The following is a 21,848-nucleotide window of genomic DNA, read 5'->3' as shown; positions in this document are numbered from 1 at the left end:
TCGTGGTCGTGCTGTTTATCCTGTCGTTTCTAGGTATCCGCTAAAAACGACGTTAGTGTCAGGGGCTAGGCACAGTCCGCTGCGCCTTCCCCGAACATATCAAACATCAGCTCGCGACCCATGGGGGTCAACACAAACCGACCCTGCTCATTGCGGGTGGCCGCTTGGCTGGTTTCCAGCACCTGCTGGCAGGTGGCCCAGTCCGGCGCGCTCTGGTTGAGCAACTTCAATTCTTTGCTGCTCAGGCCGCGTTTGGTCAGGGTGATGGTTTCCAATACATGCCCGTTGTCGTAAAGCAGCTCTGCCACGACGGCCAAACACTGGCGTAAACTGCGCTGAACGTGACTGGCGGTGGACATGTCGTTGGGCATTTCCTTCTCCTGATACGTTAGCCGGGCAGCACTGAGCGTCTGAAAACGCATGCGTAATGCTATGTGCTCAATGCCGAGGTGTTGCAGTGCATTATAAACGAAAGTCGATATTAGACCAACGTCTATCCCATGTTTTTCCTGCCACGCCCCGTCATCAATGTCCAAATGACGTGATAAGCTCGTCATAAATTTCGCCACCCGTATTGATGAGTGAGTTAACACGGCATGCATATCAGTGTTTTTGGAACCGGTTACGTAGGATTAGTCGCAGGCGCCTGCCTGGCCGATGTCGGCCATCAGGTCACCTGCATGGACGTCAACGCCGAGCGGATCGCCCAGTTAAATGCCGGTGAAGTGCCCATCTTCGAGCCGGGTCTCAGCAATATCGTGGCGCACAATGTTGACGCCGGGCGGCTCAGCTTTACCACCAACGCCGAGCAAGCCGTGCGCGATGGTGAGCTGGTGTTTATCGCTGTGGGCACCCCACCGGATGAAGACGGCAGTGCCGACCTCCGCTACGTGTTGGACGTCGCGCGCACCATCGGCGAGCACATGAACGATTACAAACTGGTGATCGACAAATCCACCGTGCCGGTAGGTACCGCCGAGAAGGTGCATGCAGCGATCAGCGAAACCCTCGCTGCCCGTGGCGTCGATGTGCCGTTTGATGTGTGTTCCAACCCTGAATTCATGAAAGAAGGCGCTGCAATTGAGGACTTTACCCGCGGCGCACGAATTATCGTCGGGACTGAAAGCGAGCGCGTCAAAGCCCGCATGCACGAATGCTACGCCCCCTATAACCGTAACCACGAAAAATTGATGTTCATGAGCGTGCGCGCGGCAGAACTCACCAAATACGCCGCCAACGCCATGCTGGCCACCAAGATCAGCTTCATGAATGAAATGGCCAACCTTGCCGAACGTCTCGACGTGGATATTGAAGACGTGCGCCGAGGCATCGGCAGCGACCCGCGCATTGGCTACCACTTTATTTACCCCGGCTGTGGCTACGGCGGCTCATGCTTTCCCAAGGATGTGCAGGCCCTTGAGCGCATCGCGCTGCAACTGGGCTACACCCCCGCGCTACTCAATGCAGTGGAAACGGTTAACGCCCAGCAAAAGCAAACCCTATTCACCAAACTGCAATCAGCGCTGGGTAATGTGACGGGTAAAACCATTGCCGTGTGGGGGCTGGCCTTCAAGCCCGACACCGACGACATGCGCGAAGCCCCCAGCCGCACGTTGATGGAAGCGGTCTGGCAGGCGGGCGCCAAGGTGCAGGCCTTTGATCCCGAGGCCATGGCCGAATGCCGCCGCCTTTACGGCGACCGCGACGATCTGCTGCTCGCCGGCGACCGCATTCAGGCAGTCAAAGGGGCTGATGCCCTGGTGATCTGTACCGAATGGAAAGCATTTCGCAGCGTCGATCTGGAATGGCTGGCCAGCCAGCTAAACGATAAAGTGGTGGTCGATGGACGCAACCTGTTTACACCAAGCGCCGCCCAGGCAGCGGGGCTTACGTATCTGGGGGTCGGGCGATAGCGTGCACTCGCACACGCTTGGTTACATTTTGGTACTTAAAAATTGGCTAGAATGTTCAAGGTTGTTCTTTATAAGCCGAGTCACTAAGTAATCAGCAATGAAATAAACATATTTAACGTTAGCAACACGGTAGCCCAGTAAGGTGTAGTGGATGGGCGTTAATTAAGGCGGTTGCTTCACTCGTTTCAAAAAAGGCGGTTAGCGTATGGGTGCTATTTCTTCTCTCGGTATAGGGTCAGGGTTGGACCTGAACGGCTTGCTCGATCAGCTTGAAGACGCTGAACGCGAAAAGCTTGCCCCGATTGAGCAACAAGTAGAAACCGAAAATACCAAAATATCGGCCTATGGGCAGTTGGAGAGTGCGCTTTCCGAGTTCCAGGACTCGGCGAGTGTACTTGCTGACGGTTCCCTCTTTGAGAGCCTGTCGACCAATGTCAGTGGCGAATCAGTGGGCGCTGCCGCCGATGAAACTGCCATGCCCGGCAGTTACAACATTACCGTGGATACCATGGCTACCCGTGGGACTCTGGCGTCGGTGGGAGTCCCAGAAGGTACGCGGACGGCCAATGAACAAATCATGACCTTCAACTTTGGTGAGGGTGATGAAGCGACCACACCCTCTACGTCAACCGTGACCATCGCCGCCGACAGTTCTCTGGAAGATATCCGCGATGCCATCAACGCGGATGAAAACGCCGGGGTCAATGCCACTATCATCAACGATGGCACCCAAGATCGGTTGGCACTAAGCTCACGAGAAACCGGTGCGGATGCATCTATCAGTAACTTCTCGTTTAGCGATGCCGCCCCGTTCGCTGCTGATACAGCAAATACATTGCAGGATGGCACCGACGCTGCTTTAAACGTCAACGGCATCGATATCACCAGCCCGACCAATCAGGTCGAGGGTGCGATTCAAGGCGTTACGCTGAACCTGCAAAGCGAGGGCGATAGCACCGTTGCGGTAGAGCAGGACACTCTTGCCGTGCGTGAAGCCGTCACGTCGTTTGTCGATTCGTATAACGCGCTGAAAGAGTCAACAGGCGAGCTGACCAACTTCAACCAGGAGACCGGGCAGGCTGGACCACTCAATGGTGACAGCACGGTTCGTACCGTTGAGTCTCGCATGCGCAGCGTGCTGAGTGGCGGTGTGGCGCAAGAGGGCGATGGCTTCTCAATGCTTAGCCAGGTCGGCATTTCGCTTGAGGTTGACGGTACACTCTCGCTGGATAACGACAAGCTAAATGACGTCGTCGCCAACGACCAGCAGGCTCTATCTGAATTCTTCGCGGGGAGTGGCGATAATCCTGGTCTGGCGGGTCAGGTGAATACCGCCGTGGACCAGATGCTGAGTACCAATGGTACCGTTACTGGCGCGATCAGCGGCAGTGAAAGCCGTATCGAATCACTGGGTGATCGCTACACCAGCATGGAGCAGTCCATAAGCCAGACCATCGATCGCTACCGTACCCAATTCGGCCAATTAGACGGCATGATCGCCGAAATGAACCAGACGAGTAACTACTTGACTCAGCAGTTTGATTCACTGGATGCTCAGTTGGGTCGCTAACACGCCTTCAATACAGCGAGTTACGTTTAAAAAACCTGCTTCGTGCAGGTTTTTTTGTTAGTTGAAACCACCATAAATATCTAAACCAATAAAAAAGCGCTAAAGTTGCGCTCACTTTGACCGATAATATTTTTATTAAAATTTTGCGTTGACGTGGCGTGAGTGGCCCGCAGTGCAGTGGATAGGTTTAGCCTTTTACTGAGGACTCCCAGTATGGCAACGATTACCTCTCTAGGTATTGGCTCAGGCCTCGACCTTAATGGGCTGCTGGATCAATTACAGGATGCCGAACGCGGCAAACTCGCACCGATCACCCGTCAGCAGGAGCAGCAGGAAGCCAAGATTTCCGCTTATGGCAAAATTCAATCGTCCATGGATAAATTCCAGGATGCGGTTGATGCGCTGAACGATCCTAAGCTCTATCAGAGCCTTTCCGCCAATGTGCGTGGTGATGAGATTTCCGCGACGACCGATGCCGATGCGTTACCCGGCAGCTATCGAGTGGAAGTGACCGCGCTGGCCACGGCGGGTACGCTAGCGTCACAGCGACTTGATGAAGGCACAGAAAGCGACGACCCGCTTGATATGGGTGATGCCACCCAACTGCGCCTCGCTTTTACCGGTCAGAATAGCGTCAATATCGACGTGGCCGCGGACAGCAGCCTCGAAGATATTCGCGATGCAATCAACGCCCACGAAAATGCCGGTGTCAGCGCCAGCGTGATTTTCGACGGTGACGGCTACCGGTTGGCGCTTAGCTCAAAAGAGACGGGGCTGGATGCCTCGGTGAGTGGGTTTAGCTTCTTGAAAGCGGATGGAGCCAATGCGACCACACAGCCGTTAGGCGCTGAGGCTGCGCGCGCCGGGCAAAATGCCTCGCTGGATGTTAACGGCATCACCATCACCAGTGCCAGCAACACGATTGAAGAGGCCATTCAAGGTGTAACCCTTAATCTCGGCGAGTTAAGCCTGGGCGAAGGAGAAACCGCCAGCAGCACGGTCAATGTCGAACGCAACACTCTCAAAGTACGCGAAGCCATTGGCGACTTCGTCGAAGCTTTCAACGAAGTAAAAAACACTATCGGCACCGTGACGAAGTTCGATAACGAGTCGGGCGAGGCGGCTGAGCTGGTCGGCGACAGCACCGTTCGCACCATTGAAGGTCGACTACGCAGCGTTTTGACCAGCGGTGTGGCAGGAGGTGAGCTTGCCACGCTCAGCCAGTTGAGCATTAGCCTACAGCGCGATGGCACGCTAGAAATGGATGACGCCGCTGTCAGCGATTTGGCTAAAAATAGCCCCGATGCATTGAGAGATTTCTTTACTGGTGTGGAAGGCAATGATGCCTCTCAAGGTCTGGCCAGTAGCCTGAGCACCACGCTTGAGCAGTTGATGAGTAAAACTGGCACCCTAGGCAATGCCATTAGTGGTGCAGAAAACCGCATCGATAGCCTCGGTGAGCGCTACGAGCGCATGGAAAGCTCCATTGAGCGCACCATTTCCCGCTACCGTACCCAGTTCGGCCAGTTGGATGCCATGATCGCGCAGATGAACAGTACCAGTTCCTATCTGACGCAACAGTTTGACGCCCTGGACGCTCAGCTAGGCCGAGACTAATCCCTGCACTAGCTATTCAGCAAAGGCGTTACCCGCAGGGCCGAAAGGCCCTGTTTGCGTCTCAATATGGCAGCAAGCGCCACGCTTACGTTTGTTAACATTTTTCTGACGTATTTCGGGATTTTTTTAGCATTAGCCCTAAAGGTTCTCCCCGCCGCGCCGTTAATTAAAATAACGGCACACACAGTGGCCGAAAAGCGGGCCTTCTAGGCCAGTGTCCAAGCAAGGAGAATCACACCATGTCAGTGATCAATACCAACATTACCTCGATGATCGGTCAGCAGAACCTGCGTGAATCGCAGAATGCTCTGCAAACTTCCATGGAGCGTTTGAGCTCTGGCCTGCGTATCAACAGTGCCAAGGATGATGCCGCTGGTCAGGCGATCGCCAACCGTATGTCTTCACAGATCACCGGTCTGGGTCAGGCGCAACGTAACGCCAACGACGGTATCTCGGTTTCCCAGACCGCTGAAGGTGGTTTGGATCAGGTAAACGACAACCTGCAGCGTATCCGTGAGCTGTCCGTTCAAGCGCAAAACGGTACAAACTCGTCTGATGACTTGGACTCTATCCAGGACGAAATCAATCAGCGTCTGTCTGAAATTGATCGTATTTCTTCTGAAACCGATTTCAACGGCACCAAGGTGTTGGCGAGTGACAGCGGTCTGAAAATTCAGGTAGGTGCTGACGACGGTCAGACAATCGAAGTCAACCTGAAGCAAATCAATGCCGAGACGCTGGGCCTGCAAGGCTTCAACGTCAACGAAAGCGGCACGCCGAATAGCACAGCATCAACTCAAGACCTAGCAGCTGCAGGTTTTGTTGATCAGGGCAATGGCGTTTACAAAAATGCCACGTTCAATGAAGCAACCACTGCTGGTGATTTGTTCGAGAATCTGCAAGACGATGCTGTCATTACGCGAGATCCTGCTGCTGCCGGTGATGGAACGATTGCATATACTTTGGATGAAGCAACTAATACTTTCTCTTTCGATCAAACAGATGTAGCGCTAACCAAATTCGATTCTGATCTTGGTTTGACACCTGGCGCTGGCGAGACAAATACCGTAACCGTTAACCTGGGTGGTGCAGAAACTAAGGTCGATATTTCGTCTTCTGGCACATTGACCAATGCTGAAACCGGTGAAAATCTCTATCTTACTGGCACCAGTGGCTCGAAAGATTTAAGTGAGACCAGTGCTGGTGGATCACAAGCAACTATCGATGACTTGGTTACAGAGCTTGGTGCAGCTACCGGCACAGCGAGCATTACAAATCAAGAAGGAACGGTTTACTCTGCCGGTGCTACAGCTGGAAATATTGATACTTCTAATGAAACTATCGCTAAAGAAGATCTACTAAACCAAATCAATTCCGATGCTACTAACGATTACGATTTTGATTTAGATGGTGCCGGTACTGCTGGAGCTAACACTGAGTACAACATTACAACTGCTGATGTTGTAAAAGATGGGCAGAATGGTGCTCTTGGCGCTGCGACATACACTTCTGGTTTTGAAGGTGACTTTAGCCTTTCTGCCACACAGGAATCGAATGTCTACGCCAACGACAATGGCAAGATCACCGATGGCGCTGCCAACGAGATCTATGTAAACGACAATGGTGCTCTGTCACTGGAAGCCACTTCTGGTAGTAACAAAACAGAAGATCCGCTGGCCACATTGGACGCTGCCTTGTCTCAAGTAGACAGCTTGCGTTCCGAGTTGGGTGCTGTGCAGAACCGCTTTGAGTCTGCTATCACCAACTTAAGCACCAACCAGACCAACCTTTCTGCTGCCCGTTCGCGCATCGAAGATGCCGATTACGCAACTGAAGTAGCCGACATGACTAAGAACCAGATCCTGCAGCAGGCCGGTACGTCCGTTCTTGCACAGGCGAACCAGCTGCCGCAGAACGTTCTGTCTCTGCTGGGCTAATTTACGCCCAATCATAGAAGCAGCTAACGACGGGGCCTTTTGGCCCCGTTTTTTATGCTTGAAAAATGATACGGCATGCTAGGCTGGCGCCAACATGCGTCTATAAAGTGTAAGGATAATCTGATGACAACATCTCCCGAGGTGCACTCTGCCTATCACGCTGCGGCGTCTCAGTGGCAAAACGGCGACACATCCGCCGCTATTGAAGCGTACCAAGCTGCTAATCGCTTGGCGGAGCAGATCTTACCTCCCCCCATTAAACTGACGTCGCTCAATGAAAGCCGCGAGCTGTTTACTGCTGAGCGCTATGCGCTGTTGCAGGAAGGGGGGCTGCGTTATAGTGATATGTCGCTGTTCGTGAGTAGCCCGGGGGATGGTTCTGGTTATCTTACGCAGCTGTTAGAGGTGGTGCAGGGGGATACGCCAGCTATCGCGCTACCAAATATAGAGGTGGTGTTAAGTGACTATATCGAGGCAGTTTTGGCGCCTTACCAGGGTGAGTTGCGTGCCTATTTGGATGATCTGACCCCCATGCGCTGCCACGCTGATGCCAAAGGCTGTTTAGAGGCACTTGAGCCACATTTATACCCTTCACGCTTACTTCAGACCTCACCCCTTAGCCCTTATCTTGGCCTCTTAGGGCTATGGTTGCCGCAGATGCCGGTGGTGTTTTGCCGCCGTGATGTCATGGATGCGGGTTGGGCTGCGGTTATGCAGCCGCCTGAATACGGCGAGTGGCAGCAGGAAAACTTGTCAGCGTTGGGGCAAGCTATCGCCACGCATGAACTGGCGACTCAGCAGTGGGCAAGTGTGTTGCCGAACCCGATTTACTGGGTGGAGCATCAAGCACTAAACGTGACGCCTTCTATGCTGGTAGCGCGTTTGTTACACGCATGGGGTCGGCAGATGCGCAAGGATAAGCCATTACCGGAACCGATGCCGTGGGATCGGCCCGCCCTTAGCGCACCGTTAACGGATGCCCTTGACCCCTTACAGGAAGGCTATCAGCAGGCCATGGATGCTGAAGGTCTGCCTAGCCGCCACGCTGAAACCTTTCACTGGCAGTTGAAAGGGCGTGTGGTGGTACTGGATAACGCTGCCCAGTTGCCCCAGCAGGCCAACTTTGGTGAGCTGATGGCAAGTAATTCCCTTGCGATGGTGGCGTTTGACCCCGCTAGCCGCATTGCCGCAGAGAGCGTTGCCAATATCGACGAGTTTCAGCATGTGCCCCATGCGCTGCTTGGCGATGGTCAGCCCACCACGCTATATGCCACGCTGGATGACAGCCTAAGCGCGACGTTGCCGCCGTTGCCTCAGCAGCCTGCTGCGCTACGTGAAGGTAGCTCGGTGTTGGCCAAACTGCCTGTGAACACCGTAACGCTGGATGGCATTGAAGGCTTGGCGAGCCTTGACTGGCTGATACTCGATGAACGCGCCGATGCCTTGGCGGTGCTGGAAAATGGCACACGCGCTTTAGCGGATACCCTGTTGCTGCAAGTACGGGTGGTCTTTCAGCCTACCCACGAAGGCCAACCCACGCTGACCGAGGTCAGCCATTGGGCGAGCCGCCATGGGTTCGCCTTTTATCGGCTACACAACCCTGTGCACCGTAGTTTGCTGCCACCACGAGAGGATATTCCCCACCCGCAGGCGACACAGCTCGCCAATGGCGATGCGCTCTTCATTCCGTCAACTGAGCGGTTGGCCGCACTGAGCCCGCAGCAGCGCCAGCGGCTGGCATTTGTTCTGGATACTCACTTCGGTATTCATGATTTGCCCTACCAGCTATTGGTTGATATTGATAAGGCACTTGCAGAGCGTTACCTGTATATCCGTGGCTATACCCAAGCGCCGGGCGATATCGAAATGGGTAAGGCGCCAGCCTTCTTGACCTTTAATGACCCAACACCGCGTCCCTTGCAAACGTTGGCCAACATGCTGGCAGAACATCGCTTCTTGCCTGCCATTCATTTGGCGCGTCAACAGCTAGAAAAGCAGGAAAACGAAAGCGAAGCGCGTTATTACCTGGGACAAGCACTTTCGCACTGGGGTAAGCATCAAGACGCGATGAATGAGCTTGCCACGTTGTGTAGCCAAGTGAAAACCGGCACCGAGCGTGATCTACGTTACCGTTTGGCACTAGGCTGGGCGCAATGGCGTGCCGGGCAAACCAAGCTGGCTAAACGTACCCATGAAGCTCTGGCCTCCTTGTTTGCGGACTCACTTGCGGTACAACATCTCGGTGTTTTCTTGTGGCTCGGCAGTCAAAAACCACGCGAGCTAAAGGCAGCACAGGAAGAATGTGTTGCGCTACTCGACCACGATGATCATGTCCTTCGCCTAGCCGATATCGGCGCACCTTCTGATGTGCGCGCTGAGCTTATCGATGCCAAAGCGCGTCTGCTGCTGGCACTTACTACGGAGGAGGATGAGCGAAGCGAAGCGTTGGCACTCTACCTGCAAGCGTTCGATAAGCTGGGTGGTCAGCAAGGGGCGCGACGCACGCGCTTGTTCGTTGGGTTGGGATTAGCACAGCGTGCCTTGGGCAATACGCAAGCGGCTATTGACGCGTTTTGGCAGGGGTGCGCAACATATCCACACTCCTTGGAAACCGTGAATGCTTATACGCAGCTGCGTGAAACGCTTGGTCAGAGCAAAGAGGCGTCGCATCAAGCTTTGGCGCAGCTGCATCAGCAAATTTACTCGTTATGGCAGCACTACCCCGATAAAGGCTTAGCCCATTGTTTCAACGATTTCGGTTTGCCTTATCAGGCCTTAGAGCCGCTACTGCTACCCGGTAGCCGTCCCACCATGGCACGTATTGAGGCCTACGGGCTGAAGGATTGGCTACCTGATAATGCCACCGCACTGGACATCGGTTGTAACCACGGCTATCTACTGCTGGGGCTGGCGGATGCGCTTATAAAAGGCGTAGGGATTGATACCAGTGAAACCTGTGTTTCCATCGGTAATGCCGTGGCGCAGCACCTGGGGCATTCGCATATCCAGCTACATCAAGGCAGCTTTGCTCAATGGCAAACCGGCGAGACTTTTGATCTGATTATCGCTAGCGATGTCCACCCCTGGATGGAGTTGCCGAAGGAAGATATCGGAGAGCGGCTGTACGCACTGTGCAAGCCCGGCGGAGTAGTCTTGTTTGAAAGTGCTGGCAGCCGTGATCCTCATCGACCTGAAGGCGGGATCGAAGATTCTGCCACGGCAGTGGCAAGTGCTGGGTTTACTACGCAAAATGACGGTAGCCAATGTGATGATGGTCAGAGCCAGCGGCGTTTTTGGCTATTGAAGCGCCCAGTGGAAGCAAAACAAACACCACAACCATACAAAGCACGTTTGCCAATCATGGAAGGGGAAGCCGCGACACTGGCCCCGATGCGCCACATTTGCGAGGTGCTTAGCCAACAAGGGGCTTGGTTTCACCCGCAGCTGCGTATTCATGCCGAAGGCGGCAGTCTTTCATTGCACGGTGATCCAGGCACACCCCGCGCTAGTTATCTGCGTGTGCCCATGGCGCTAATGCCGCACCTAGAATGCTTCGATGTCACGATCAAGGGTAACGCCTTCCACTGTCAACCTAACGGTAAACCGTTGCTTTCCCATCATCATGAAATGATGGAATCAATGATTGAATTGTATAACGTTACCGATAAAGTGGCGCTGTGGCGCGACAGCCTGCCGTTTCTGGCGTGGCAGGGGGAGCCTGCACTGCAAAGGCTGATAACGTTACGTAGCCATGATCAACGTTTTCCACGCTACCAGCGACTTGCGGCAGAAGGGGATAACGAGACGTTGTTGGTAGAAAGCTTTATCGGCTCACGTAAATTTAGGTTGCGTAAACAACACCTTCAGACACTGGACGTGCGTGGTATCCAAGGTAAACGAAATGTACTGCTCCCGGTGATCGATTGCTTGAACCACCATCTAGATACGGATGGTTTTACCACGCTGACAGATGGTGGAGAGCCGGTGATGCGCACATTCCATCAGCCGGCAAAGGATAATGGTGAGCTGTTGGTGCGTTACAACTATTACGATGCCGTGGATACCCTATTGACCTACGGTTTTATGGACGCGGCTAGCTATTGGATCGCATCAGCACCGATGACACTTGAAGTCGGCAACCACCAAATTGACGTCAAAACAAACAAGGTTCTCAATGAAAATGCTTTGCCGTTTGATATAGTCGATTTACGCCACTATGTACCCATTGTGGCACCGCAAAATCAGAACCTGACACGCATTACCAAGCTGATGCTGTGTACGCAAAAACCATTTAGCCTGCGCCGCGTGCTCACGTATTTGGTCTATCAACTTGGCTTGGCGCATACCGAGCTGGTGGCGCAACAGCAGGTGGCCGTGCTGGAACGGCAAGTAATCGAGCAAAACCATGCATGGTGGCAAGCCTTTGCTAAAGACGTTGCCCACCTTCCCGAAACACACCCCGCGCAACAGCTATGTCGACACAGCCTTTCTCTCATTGAGCAGGTTGCGCAGCAGTTAGCTATCGCACCTTAACTCGCTATTGGAAAAAGCACCTAATCATCTATGAGTAGGTGCTTTTCCCTCAAGGATGCAGGATCTGAGGAAATTATATTCGCTTGTATATTGCTCAGTAATCAGTTCGTTAGTTACTTCTACTCGGCCTTTAAAATCAGAGCGCTTTCAAGGTGGCATATCAAGCTGAAAACTATACTTTAGGATGAGCTGTAAAGAGTTCTCTAGTGGCCAATAAAAGGTAACGTCTATAGTTCATCTGATCATCAGATGGCGTGCTATTAACCCATTACGGTATCGGGTGGCCTGACTATGCTGCCAAGTTGCTATATTCCTGACGTCACCAAACTGGTTATCGTCGATATCGAGCACTACCTGCAAGCCCAGCACACCAATCCATCATTCCATTGCAGCATCGGTGGTAGTCAGGGGCTGGTAAAAGCACGCTGATGAGTCAGTTGGAAGCTGACGCCTTTGGACAGCCACCAGCGGATCGGCCGCCCTATGGGGCGGTGCCTGTGGCCCTGCTGGTGGTGGATGCTCAGCTGAGGGTGATGGCTACGGCTCGCCGCGACTGTCTATTGCTGTCGTTGATCGGGGTGCGTCGTCTTGGGGTAGTGGTCAACAAAATGGACGCGACGGGGTATTCCCAGGCGCGTTTTGATGAGGTCGTCAGGGAGTTTCGGGCGTTTTCGGCGTCACTGCCGTTGCCTGAGGCCACCTTATATACCTGTCGCGGCGATGCAGGGCGATAATGTGCTGAAGTCGAGTGATAATACGTCCTGGTATACCGGTATGTCAGTGCTTGGCTTTCTAAAGGCCCAGGGGGCAAATAGTGATGATGTTTTGTCGCTTCCTTTCCGTTTGTCAGTGGCGCGCATTGCCGACATTGAGGCGGGTATCCGGGGCTTTTCAGGCAGCATCGTCAGCGGGGTAATCCGCCCGGGTGATGATGTCCGCGTACAACCTTCCGGCAGTACTGGCAGGGTCGCTCAGGTGTTGACGCCCGATGGGGCTGGAGTCGACAGGGCTGACGCGGGTCAGACCGGGAGGCTCATGCTGGAAGGCGATCTGGTGGTTTCCCGTGGTGATCTCATTTCCGGCATCGATCAGCCCGCCCATACGGCGGATTAGTTTGAGGCAGGGTTGATATGGAACAGCAATGAGCCCCCATTACCCGGGCGCCCTTACGACATCAGATTGGGCTCGCAATCAGCGGTCGCTACGGTGACCAGCATCAAGTATCAAATCAACACCAATACCCTGGAGCATATGGCAGCGAAGCAGCTACCGTGTGGGGGCATAGGGGTATGCAACCTGAGCTTGAATCGTGAAGTGGCGATTGATCCGTTCCACGAACCCCCGCCAACCGGTAGTTTTATGTTGCTTGACCGCGTTACGGGCCGCAGCGTTGGAACGGGAATGCTCAACTTTGCGCTGCGCCGGAGTCAGAATATCCATCGCCAGCACGTGGATATTGATAAACAAGCGCGTGCCATGGTGAAAAGCCAAAAACCAGCGGTGTTATGGTTCACCGGGCTATCCGGTGCGGGCAAATCGACTATCGCTAATCTCGTCGAGAAAAAGCTGTTTGCCCACGGCCAGCACACCTACTTGCTGGATGGGGATAATGTGCGTCATGGCCTCAACCGTGACCTGGGCTTTACCGATGCCGAACGCGTTGAAAACGTCCGCCGCGTCGCCGAAACTGCCAAGCTGATGATCGATGCAGGGCTTATTGTATTATCGGCCTTTATCTCCCCCTTTCGTAGCGAGCGACAATTGGTGCGTGATCTGCTGGAGGAAGGCGAGTTTATCGAAATCTATGTGGACGCCTCACTAAGCGTGGTGGAAGCGCGCGATCTGAAAGGGCTGTACAAAAAAGCCAGCCGTGGCGAGCTCAAGAACTTCACGGGTATTGACTCTTCATACGAGGCGCCAAACTCGCCGGATATTCATCTCAAGACCGAGCACATGAGCCCTGAAAATGCCGCTGAAACGGTGATACAAGCGCTATGCGAGCGTGGAGCAATTCGCTAAACGGGTGGCAGCATGTGCACATATGATCTGGTCGTGACTTTCAATGATGAAAACCATATTGCGGTTTGTATGTTTTATACACGTTGCGAATACTGGGTTATTCAATAATAAGTGGTAAGGTCTATATATAATGATTCAAAAAAGCATTTCTGCCCATGAGGTGGTGCACGATTTAATTCCCAGGCTCAACGCTCTGGAAAGGCAGATTAACAACACCTTTGAAGCCATGATCACGGCAAGCCAATCACCTGATGAGAAGCATCGAAACAAAAACCTGAAAATAGAGTTCGAGTTAGAGCTGACGATGATTCGCATGAACCTTCAGCACTTGCTAAGCCGCTACCAAACGGAGTTGGAAGCCGTCATCAGTGACGAGCGACGAGATGGCATGCTTGCTCTGGATAAACACGAAACCGTTGCGGTGGAAAGTGCCAAGGCGTTATTCGACCGCGTGCAGCGTTTACAGCAAGGCCAATAGCGCCAAGGCTAAACAAGCGAGCCAACCATGAGTCCCGATGAACACCAACGCGTCGCGCAGGAACTTGAATCGCTAATCCGCGATACCCAAGCGACAATTGAGCGTGCCGAAAACCACGGTCTAGACCAAACATCCCCCGAAGACTTTCAAGCCCTGCTGGATATTGTCGACAGCGCCGTGAAGCAGCAGCGCGAGCATACTCAGGCGATGTTAGGCTGATAAAGCCGCTGCGCTTCCCCCGGCGGATACAACGTTTATTGAAAGCAACATTTCTCGACGCCATGTGCTAAAGCCCGCCCGCCCGCAGCCGATAGTAGAAAGACAGGACACAGCAACATTCTGCCAGGGTTGGCTATCACCATAATAAAGATGACAACTCAAAGGCTGATGCGATGCTGGAAAAACTCCACAAGATCAATGTGAAATACACCCTGGCGTTTATCCTGGTGGCCCTGTCGCTGCTGGGCGTCGTGGTGGTCGATAGTCTGCTTGTCCAGTCGATGCGTGAACGCATGACGGCGTTCAGTGGCTCCTTTAACCCGGCCGTTTCAGCGGTGCTCAATGCGGACCGCGACCTCTACCAGGCACGGGTGGCCGAACTTGAAGTACTGCGTGAAGCGCCGGGCAGTGAGGGGGCAAGCGCTCAGTACAACGATTACCGCGAAAATGCCGAGCAGGCGTATGACCGGATGCATGACTTCCTCGGGCTACTGGAGGCGTATCCACAGGTAAGCGAGGGGCTTGAGCCGTTCGAGGATCGTTACGCGGCATGGGAGGCGGCGTCTCAGCGTGTTTTCGACCTGCATGCAGACGGCGAGCTTGACGCCGCTGAGGCGCAACTGGAAGGCGACTCGTTAGCGGCCTTTAATTCGTTGCGGGAGCTTTACAACATTGCCGGGGAAAGCGCCGATGCGCGTGGCCTGGCGCTGGAGCAAGAAACACTGGCGGCAGTCGCCGTTCAGCAGCGTTGGGTAATGGGTTTCACGGCACTGGTGTTATTGGCCACGCTGGTGATTGCCTTGATGGGGCCGAACCTGATGTCCCGGGCGCTTCGCCAGGTCAGCGGGCGCATTCGCGATATTACCGAGGGTGAGGGCGATCTCACCGCGCGTATTGATAGCCAGCGGCGCGACGAGATTGGTGAGCTGGCACGGGAGTTCGATGGCTTTATCGCGCGCATGGATACAAGCTTCCAGGCGGTGCGCGACGGTGCCCGCAATGTCAATGTGGCGTCGGACGAGATTGCCTCCGGCAGCGAGGACCTTGCGTCCAGAACCGAGGAGCAGGCGTCTGCCCTGCAAGAGACGGCGTCCAGCATGGAAGAGATGTCTTCGATCGTGCGTCAGAACAGTGAGTCGGCCAGCAATGCCGATACGCTTTCCAGTCAAGCCGCCGAAAAAGCCGAGAAAGGCGTCAAAGAGGTTCAGCACTCGGTGGAGTTGATGCGTGAACTCGAGACCAGTTCGCGCAAGGTGGGCGAAATTGTCGAAGTCATCGACTCGATTGCCTTTCAGACTAACATTCTGGCGCTCAATGCCTCGGTCGAGGCGGCGCGCGCGGGTGAGCATGGCCGCGGTTTTGCGGTGGTGGCCAGCGAGGTGCGCAATCTCGCCAGTCGCAGCGCGGATTCCTCCAAAAAGATTCGTGAGATGATAACGGATATCAGCCAGCGTATCGCCAGCGGTGCCGAGCAAGCGGTACGCAGCGGCGAGGGGATTCAGGATACGGTAGAGGCCATCCGCCAGGTGTCAGGGCTGATGAACGAGATTTCACTGGCCGTGCGCGAGCAGGAGTCCGGCATTCAGCAAGTGGGTACGGCGCTGACGCAGATGGACTCCGCCACGCAGCAGAACGTCACGCTGGTATCGCAAACCAGCGGCTCGGCGGCGTCGCTTCAGCAGGAAGCCAACCGTCTCACCCGCCTGGTGGATGCGTTCAAGCTCAGTGGTGATGCCACAGGTACTGCGTCGCCGTCACTACCTAAGCCGCCTGCCTCTCAGCAGGCGCCCCAACGCAACAAGAAAAGAAACGAACCTGAGTGGGAAGCTTTTTAGATGAACTGTCGAAGACGTTCCCTGCCATCACAAAAGATTATTGGGGAATAAAAAACAGCTTTTATATTCTTTTATTCGCTGTTGATGCAAGGGTAAGATAACGTCATTAGTGCTTTTAGCTATCCAACAGGAATTACCACCATGCGACTGACACGCAAACTGACGATTACCCTTGCCACACTCTCACTGAGCATTGCCAGTGGCGTGTTTGCCGCCACGACCCAGGCCGATACGCTCCGCGTTGGCATGTCGGGCGGTTACTTCCCCTTTACCTTTGTGGAGCAGGACGAGCTCAAGGGCTTTGAGGTAGATGTCATGAATGCCGTTGGCGAGATTACCGGTGATGACATCGAGTTCGTGACGGCTAGCTTCTCGGGTCTGGCGGGCATGCTGGAGTCGGGGCGTATTGATACGATCGCCAACCAGATCACCATTACCCCAGAGCGTGAAGCCAAGTATGTGTTCACGGAACCCTATGTGTATGACGGTGCACAGGTAGTGGTAAAGGCCGGGAATGACACTATTGAAGGTGTCGAAGATTTATCCGGCAAAAGCGTGGCGGTGAACCTGGGTTCTAACTACGAGCAACTGCTGCGTGAACAGCCCAATGCCGATGAAATCGATATTCGCACCTATGAGTCCAACATTGAACAGGATGTGGCCTTGGGGCGGGTAGAGGCATTTGTGATGGATCGCGTGAGTGCGACCCAGGTCATCAAGGAGAAAGGCCTGCCTTTAGAGCTGGCGGGCCAGCCTTTCTCGACCATCCAGAATGCGTTGCCGTTCCGTGATGACGAAGTGGGTCGTGCGCAACGCGACCGGGTAGACGATGCCCTGGCAGAGCTACGCGAGAGCGGTGAGCTGCGCAAGATATCGGAAAAGTGGTTTGATACTGATATCACTCAGCCGTAACGGCCGGGTGACTCCGTGTAACGCGGCCGTGGCATTGCCACGGCCGTTTGCTTATAAGCGATATTGCTATGCTTGACCTTGAGTATATGTGGGGATTGCTGCCGGTTCTGCTGCGCTATCTGCCGCTCACACTTCAAATGGCGACCATTGCCATGCTGTTTGCCTTGGTGTTGGCGTGTCTGCTGGCGGTGATTCGCGTGTCGAAAGTGCCGTTTTTAAATGGGCTTTCGCTGCTGTTTATCTCGTTTTTCCGCGGTACACCGCTGCTGGTTCAGCTGTTTCTTTTCTACTATGGCTTGCCGCAGCTGTTTAGTTCGTTGATCGCGATTACCGGCGTGGCTGCCGCCGTGTTGGGGCTGACACTGCACTTCTCGGCCTATATGGCCGAGTCGATTCGCGCGGCGATTGTGGGCATTGATCGCAGCCAGACCGAAGCCGCGCTTTCCATCGGCATGACCCAGTCACAACTGATGCGCCGCATTATTCTGCCCCAGGCAACCCGTGTGGCGACGCCGACGTTGATGAATTACTTCATTGACATGATCAAGGCGACCTCACTGGCCTTTACGCTGGGGGTGACAGAATTGATGGGCGCCACGCAAAAAGAAGCGTCGGGCAGCTTTCTCTATTTAGAGGCGTTTTTACTGGTCGCGGTGATCTACTGGGTCATTGTGGAAATGCTGTCCTGGGGGCAGCGTCGGTTAGAAAGCTATCTTAATAAGGCCTACCAACGATGATTTCGCTGCAAGGGATTACCAAGCGCTTTGGAGCACATACCGTCTTCCAGGACATTGACCTGAGCCTCGCGCAGGGCGAGATTATCGTGATTATCGGCCCTTCCGGAACGGGCAAGTCAACGCTGCTGCGCTGTATTAACTTCCTGGAAAAACCGGATGCCGGGCATTTGCAGGTGGGCGATTTAAACGTTGATACCCAACGCGCCAGCCGGGCCGATATTCTGGCGCTGCGTCGCCGCACGGCGTTTGTCTTCCAGAACTACGGCCTTTTTGCCAATAAGACCGCGCTGGATAATATCAGTGAGGGGATGATCGTGGTGGACAAGCTGCCGAAAGCCAAGGCGCACGCGCGGGCCAGAGAAATACTGGAGCGCATCGGCCTGGCTGATAAGGCGGATGCTTACCCCGCGTCGCTGTCAGGCGGCCAGCAGCAACGCGTGGGCATTGGCCGAGCCATGGCGGCTAACGCTGACGTGATCCTGTTCGATGAACCCACGTCGTCGCTAGATCCTCAGTGGGTAGAGGAAGTTTTGAGCCTGATGAAGCAGTTGGCGGTTGAGCGCCAGACGATGATCGTGGTCACCCATGAAATGCAGTTCGCCCGGGAGGTAGCCGACCGGGTTGTGTTCATGGACGAGGGCGGTATCGTCGAGCAGGCTCCACCCGAGGAACTGTTTACCGCGCCAAGGGATGAACGGACGCGCCACTTTCTGCGCAAGATTTTGGCGCCCATGGGACAGTCAGCGCCGTAAGGCGGCTGCGCTATCGTGCCGAGTGACTACTGCTAGCAAGGCCGCATTCTGCGTGATAGACTATGCCATCCTCTCAGACAAGACCCGTGAGCGGGCAGCTGAATTGAACTGCTCGCTACACTATTTTGGTCGGCTTATTGCACAAAATTTGTCGCCAAAACAATTGGTTGTTACGGAAGCGTCGCATTGGCCGTCTCGGCTCGCGACGAACACATAGTTAATCCGTTGCCCTTTAGTGGCAACCTTATTCTCCAAGGAGATACCAGTGGCGAACAGCAAGCAAGCTCGCAAGCGCGCCCGCCAGGCCGAGAACCGTCGTGTCCTGAAAGCCAGCCAACGCAGCATGGTCCGTACCTATATTAAGCGCGTACTCAAAGCGGTTAAGACTGGTGACCATGGCAAGGCGATGGAAGAGTTCAAGGTGGCGCAGCCGGTCATCGACCGCATCGCTGATAAAGACGTCCTTTCCAAGAAGAAAGCCGCACGTCTGAAAAGCCGCTTGAACAAGCGTATTAAAGCACTGGCGGCGTAAGCCGGCAGGCGCCTTAAAAAAACCGGCTGCGGCCGGTTTTTTTGTGTCTGTGGATTGCCAAGGGAAGGATAGCGAAGGCGATGACCACGAATTCGCAGCAGGAAGGTCAGGAGCAGCCCCCGGGAAGAGGGTTGATGCGCTCGGGGTTGATTGTCAGTGCCATGACCATGCTGTCGCGGGTCATGGGGCTTGCGCGCGACGTGGTGGTGGCGGCGCTACTGGGCGCGGGGGACGGGGCCGATGCGTTTTTCGTGGCCTTCAAGATTCCCAATTTTCTGCGCCGTCTGTTTGCCGAAGGTGCGTTCAACCAGGCCTTTGTGCCGGTGCTTTCCGAGTACTCGACCCAGCGCAACAAGCAGGAAATTCGCGAGCTGCTCAATGCCGTGGCGGGGAGCTTAACCGCGATTCTGGCATTGATTACCGCGCTTGCGATGCTGGGTGCGCCCTGGTTGATCTGGCTGTTTGCTCCGGGGTTTGGTCGCGACCCGGAAAAGCTCGCCATGACCGCGGACATGCTGCGCTTGACCTTCCCGTATTTACTGCTGATTTCGCTTACCGCCTTTGCCGGTAGCGTGCTGAACACCTGGAACCGTTTTGCGGTCCCGGCGTTTACCCCGGTGCTGTTGAACCTGTCGCTGATCGGCGCGGCCTTGTTGCTCACGCCCTTGATGCAAGAACCCGCCATGGCACTGGCATGGGGGGTTTTGATCGCCGGGGTGGCGCAACTGGTGTTTCAGGTGCCGTTTTTGCTGCGCCTGGGGCTGATGCCCACCCCATGGCCCAACTTGGCCCATGAAGGCGTCCGGCGAATATTGAAGCTCATGGGGCCGGCGCTGTTTGGCGTGTCGGTATCGCAGATCAACCTGCTGCTGGATACCGTGCTGGCCTCGCTGTTGGCCGCGGGTAGCGTGTCGTGGTTGTATTATTCCGATAGGCTGGTGGAGCTCCCGCTGGGTGTGTTTGGCGTGGCGATTGGCACGGTGATCTTGCCCGCGCTTTCCAAGCGCCACGCTGACCAGTCAAACGCGCACTTTGCCGCCATGCTCGACTGGGCAATCCGCATGGTGCTGCTGCTGGGGCTGCCCGCCGCGCTGGCGCTGGTGGTATTGGCGGAGCCGCTATTGATCACGCTGTTCCATTACGGCGCGATGACCGATACCGATATCCAGATGGCGGCGATGAGCCTGCGCGCCTACGCCGTTGGGCTGGTGGCCTTTATGCTGATCAAGGTATTGGCGCCGGGCTTTTTTGCCCGCCAGAACACCAAGACCCCAGTGAAGGTGGCCATCTTTGCCATGGTCGCCAATATGGCCTTCAACCTGATGCTGGTTTGGTCGCTGGCCCACGCCGGGTTAGCGTTGGCCACGGCGCTGTCGGCTTTCCTGAATGCCGGGCTGCTCGGTTACCTGCTGCGCAAGGAAGGCGTGCTGGTGTTTCAGCCGGGCTGGGGGCGCTTTGCGGTGCAGCTTTTAGGCGGTTGCGCGTTGATGAGTATTGCGCTGTACGCCATTGCCCCCGAGTGGACAACCTGGCTTGCCATGAGCCTGTGGCAGCGGGTCGCCTGGGTGTCGGGGCTGGTGGCGCTGGGCGCAGGGCTTTACTTTGCCTGGCTGGGCGCGCTGGGGTTGCGGGTGCGGCATTTGAAAATGCGCGCCTGACGCTGCACGACAGCGGCCAGGTTCGTTATAATCGGTGGCTTTGCTGCCTGCTTCTTGAGCGGGTGAGCGGGCTAGCAACGGCTGAGGTGCCATGCGGGTCATTCGAGGTTTGCACAATTTAACGGCGTCTTCGCGGGGCTGCGTGGCGACCATCGGTAATTTCGATGGGGTACACCGCGGCCATCAGGCGATCTTGCAGCAATGCCGCGAGCACGCCGCGCGCTTGGGCGGCCCACTGACCGTGGTGGTGTTTGAACCCCAGCCGCGCGAGTTTTTTGCCGGTGACCAGGCGCCGCCCCGGCTGACGCGGCTGCGTGAAAAGGTCCGCCTGCTGGGGCACCACGGTGCCGAGCAGGTGCTGTGCCTGCCGTTTAACGATGCGCTGCGCAGCCTCACCGGGCGTGAGTTTATTGACCAGGTACTGATCGACGGGCTGAACGTAAAGCACCTGGTGGTCGGCGACGACTTTCGCTTCGGCTGCGACCGGCGCGGCGACTTTACCCTGCTGGAGGAGGTGGGCCGCGAACAGGGCTTCGGCGTTGAGCATACCCGCACCTTTACGGTAGACGACGAGCGCGTTTCCAGCTCGCGGGTGCGTACACTGCTGGCCAGCGGCAACTTCACCGCCGCCGCCCGCCTGCTGGGTCGCCCCTATTCGGTGGACGGTCGGGTGGTGCGTGACCAGCAACTGGGCCGCACCATTGGCGTACCCACTGCCAATCTGCCGATGTTGCCCCAGCCGCTCACGCTGCGCGGGGTGTACGCCGTTGTTGGCGAGCTGGAAAACGGCGAGCGCCATTTGGGCGTGGCCAATGTCGGCTTTCGGCCCACGGTGGGTGCCACGCGGCCGACCCTGGAGGTTCACCTGTTCGACTTCTCAGGTGATCTGTATGGCCAGCGCATGACGGTGGTGCCCTGTGCGAGGCTGCGGGGCGAGGTCAAGTTTGACGATATCGAGGCGCTGAAAGCGCAGATTGGGCGCGATCAGCGTCAGGCGCGGCGCTACTTTGCGACCGCCGCTGCTGGCAACAACGCAACATTCCCGCTGGCCTCGGCCCCGCTCGGGCGAGAGACCGCATCTTCTGATTCCTCCTTGGCGGGCGATTCCGCCGAAGATAACGACGGCTGACCGGACT

Annotated in this window: 19 protein-coding genes; 18 read left to right on the top strand and 1 reads right to left on the bottom strand. The window is 55.5% G+C overall.

Features of this window, described 5'->3' with window-relative positions:
• Positions 1-65: 65 nt before the first annotated feature.
• Positions 66-371, bottom strand: coding sequence for a hypothetical protein (locus QC816_RS17655; protein WP_085919947.1), 306 nt, complete (start codon positions 369-371; stop codon positions 66-68).
• A gap of 225 nt (positions 372-596) precedes the next feature.
• Here QC816_RS17655 and QC816_RS17650 point away from each other — a divergent pair, with 225 nt between their 5' ends.
• The 18 genes from QC816_RS17650 to ribF all read left to right on the top strand — a co-directional run bounded on the left by QC816_RS17650 (position 597) and on the right by ribF (position 21,841).
• The gene (locus QC816_RS17650) at positions 597-1,913 is read left to right on the top strand and encodes a UDP-glucose dehydrogenase family protein (protein ID WP_309783736.1); all 1,317 of its coding nucleotides are present in this window, start codon (positions 597-599) and stop codon (positions 1,911-1,913) included.
• Positions 1,914-2,118: 205 nt separating this feature from the next.
• Positions 2,119-3,483, top strand: a complete 1,365-nt coding sequence (fliD, locus tag QC816_RS17645) for a flagellar filament capping protein FliD (protein ID WP_309783733.1) — start codon at positions 2,119-2,121, stop codon at positions 3,481-3,483.
• A 213-nt stretch (positions 3,484-3,696) separates the two neighbouring features.
• A complete protein-coding gene (gene fliD, locus QC816_RS17640) occupies positions 3,697-5,100 on the top strand; it encodes a flagellar filament capping protein FliD (RefSeq protein ID WP_309783732.1) in 1,404 nt (467 codons plus the stop codon).
• Between the two features lie 239 nt (positions 5,101-5,339).
• Entirely contained in the window at positions 5,340-7,037 is a 1,698-nt protein-coding gene (locus QC816_RS17635; RefSeq protein ID WP_309783730.1) for a flagellin N-terminal helical domain-containing protein, read from the top strand.
• A 123-nt stretch (positions 7,038-7,160) separates the two neighbouring features.
• Positions 7,161-11,570: a class I SAM-dependent methyltransferase gene (locus QC816_RS17630; protein WP_309783728.1), complete on the top strand. Its 4,410-nt coding sequence runs from the start codon at positions 7,161-7,163 to the stop codon at positions 11,568-11,570.
• Between the two features lie 291 nt (positions 11,571-11,861).
• Positions 11,862-11,999: a hypothetical protein gene (locus QC816_RS17625; protein ID WP_309783726.1), complete on the top strand. Its 138-nt coding sequence runs from the start codon at positions 11,862-11,864 to the stop codon at positions 11,997-11,999.
• Positions 11,999-12,304 (top strand): GTP-binding protein, encoded by a 306-nt coding sequence (locus QC816_RS17620; protein WP_309783724.1) that lies wholly within the window; start codon positions 11,999-12,001, stop codon positions 12,302-12,304. Before QC816_RS17625 ends, QC816_RS17620 begins: the two co-directional genes overlap by 1 nt.
• A gap of 1 nt (position 12,305) precedes the next feature.
• The gene (locus QC816_RS17615; protein WP_309783722.1) at positions 12,306-12,683 is read left to right on the top strand and encodes a hypothetical protein; all 378 of its coding nucleotides are present in this window, start codon (positions 12,306-12,308) and stop codon (positions 12,681-12,683) included.
• Positions 12,684-12,695: 12 nt separating this feature from the next.
• Entirely contained in the window at positions 12,696-13,589 is an 894-nt protein-coding gene (gene cysC / locus QC816_RS17610) for an adenylyl-sulfate kinase (protein ID WP_422823753.1), read from the top strand.
• A 130-nt stretch (positions 13,590-13,719) separates the two neighbouring features.
• Positions 13,720-14,067, top strand: a complete 348-nt coding sequence (locus tag QC816_RS17605; protein WP_309783719.1) for a hypothetical protein — start codon at positions 13,720-13,722, stop codon at positions 14,065-14,067.
• Between the two features lie 27 nt (positions 14,068-14,094).
• Positions 14,095-14,286, top strand: coding sequence for a hypothetical protein (locus QC816_RS17600; RefSeq protein ID WP_199284022.1), 192 nt, complete (start codon positions 14,095-14,097; stop codon positions 14,284-14,286).
• Between the two features lie 173 nt (positions 14,287-14,459).
• On the top strand, positions 14,460-16,121 hold the full coding sequence (locus tag QC816_RS17595) for a methyl-accepting chemotaxis protein (RefSeq protein ID WP_309783717.1): 1,662 nt from the start codon (positions 14,460-14,462) through the stop codon (positions 16,119-16,121).
• Positions 16,122-16,262: 141 nt separating this feature from the next.
• Positions 16,263-17,033: an amino acid ABC transporter substrate-binding protein gene (locus tag QC816_RS17590; RefSeq protein ID WP_085920104.1), complete on the top strand. Its 771-nt coding sequence runs from the start codon at positions 16,263-16,265 to the stop codon at positions 17,031-17,033.
• A 68-nt stretch (positions 17,034-17,101) separates the two neighbouring features.
• The gene (locus tag QC816_RS17585; protein ID WP_233337283.1) at positions 17,102-17,770 is read left to right on the top strand and encodes an amino acid ABC transporter permease; all 669 of its coding nucleotides are present in this window, start codon (positions 17,102-17,104) and stop codon (positions 17,768-17,770) included.
• Positions 17,767-18,522: an amino acid ABC transporter ATP-binding protein gene (locus QC816_RS17580; protein ID WP_085920106.1), complete on the top strand. Its 756-nt coding sequence runs from the start codon at positions 17,767-17,769 to the stop codon at positions 18,520-18,522. Before QC816_RS17585 ends, QC816_RS17580 begins: the two co-directional genes overlap by 4 nt.
• Before the next feature lie 265 nt (positions 18,523-18,787).
• Positions 18,788-19,054: a 30S ribosomal protein S20 gene (gene rpsT / locus QC816_RS17575; RefSeq protein WP_066316664.1), complete on the top strand. Its 267-nt coding sequence runs from the start codon at positions 18,788-18,790 to the stop codon at positions 19,052-19,054.
• A gap of 80 nt (positions 19,055-19,134) precedes the next feature.
• Positions 19,135-20,712: a murein biosynthesis integral membrane protein MurJ gene (gene murJ, locus QC816_RS17570; protein WP_085920107.1), complete on the top strand. Its 1,578-nt coding sequence runs from the start codon at positions 19,135-19,137 to the stop codon at positions 20,710-20,712.
• A gap of 91 nt (positions 20,713-20,803) precedes the next feature.
• Positions 20,804-21,841, top strand: coding sequence for a bifunctional riboflavin kinase/FAD synthetase (ribF, locus tag QC816_RS17565; protein ID WP_085920108.1), 1,038 nt, complete (start codon positions 20,804-20,806; stop codon positions 21,839-21,841).
• Positions 21,842-21,848: the final 7 nt, after the last annotated feature.

The sequence above is a fragment of the Vreelandella janggokensis genome (assembly GCF_031451615.1).
Lineage (GTDB): Bacteria > Pseudomonadota > Gammaproteobacteria > Pseudomonadales > Halomonadaceae > Vreelandella > Vreelandella janggokensis.
Note: the sequence above shows the minus strand (reverse complement) of the source record. Positions and strands in the feature narration are given on the sequence as shown.